Below are 475 nucleotides of genomic sequence, written 5' to 3'. Positions count from 1 at the left end.
GTCCATGTCCCTCATAGACCAATTAAAAACGATTCCCGATCCGCGAAGCAAGCGCGGTCAAAGCCATCCCCTCTGGTTGGTTCTGTTTCTAGCCTTGCTGGGAAGCTTATGTGGGGATTGGGGCTATCGCCCCATCGCCCTGTTTTGCCAGAAGCATCATGCCAGCTTGTGTGATCTGTTGGAGTTAGATCCGCAGACGACTCGGTTTCCGTCCTATTCCACCGTTCGTCGAGTGTTTCTGCAAGTCGATGCGGCAGCCTAGGTCGATGTGTTTAATGTTTGGGCACTGCTCCATGCCCCGGCGTTTGCTGGATTGCTGTGGTCGATTGATGGCAAAAGCATCAAATGTACCTCGGTGGGTGGGAACAGCAGTGCCCCAAACTTTGCCACGTTGGTGTCCGTGTACGGTCAGCAAGCTGGGGTCGTCCAGTTGGCGTTGATGTACAACGCTCAAGAAAGTGAAATTGAGGTTGCC

The 475-nt window shown here is 53.5% G+C and carries 2 protein-coding genes; both read left to right on the top strand.

Translation table 11 applies throughout. The features are described 5' to 3' along the window. Nucleotides 1-262, top strand: a 262-nt coding sequence (locus A8707_RS26420; RefSeq protein WP_197485116.1) for a transposase family protein, incomplete at its 5' end; no start/stop codon positions are given. 6 nt (nucleotides 263-268) lie between these two features. Continuing rightward, a partial coding sequence (locus A8707_RS26415; protein ID WP_231948495.1) for a hypothetical protein occupies nucleotides 269-475 on the top strand: 207 nt, incomplete at its 3' end.

This window comes from Phormidesmis priestleyi BC1401, assembly GCF_001650195.1.
GTDB classification, from domain to species: domain Bacteria; phylum Cyanobacteriota; class Cyanobacteriia; order Leptolyngbyales; family Leptolyngbyaceae; genus Phormidesmis_A; species Phormidesmis_A priestleyi_B.
Note: the sequence above shows the minus strand (reverse complement) of the source record. Positions and strands in the feature narration are given on the sequence as shown.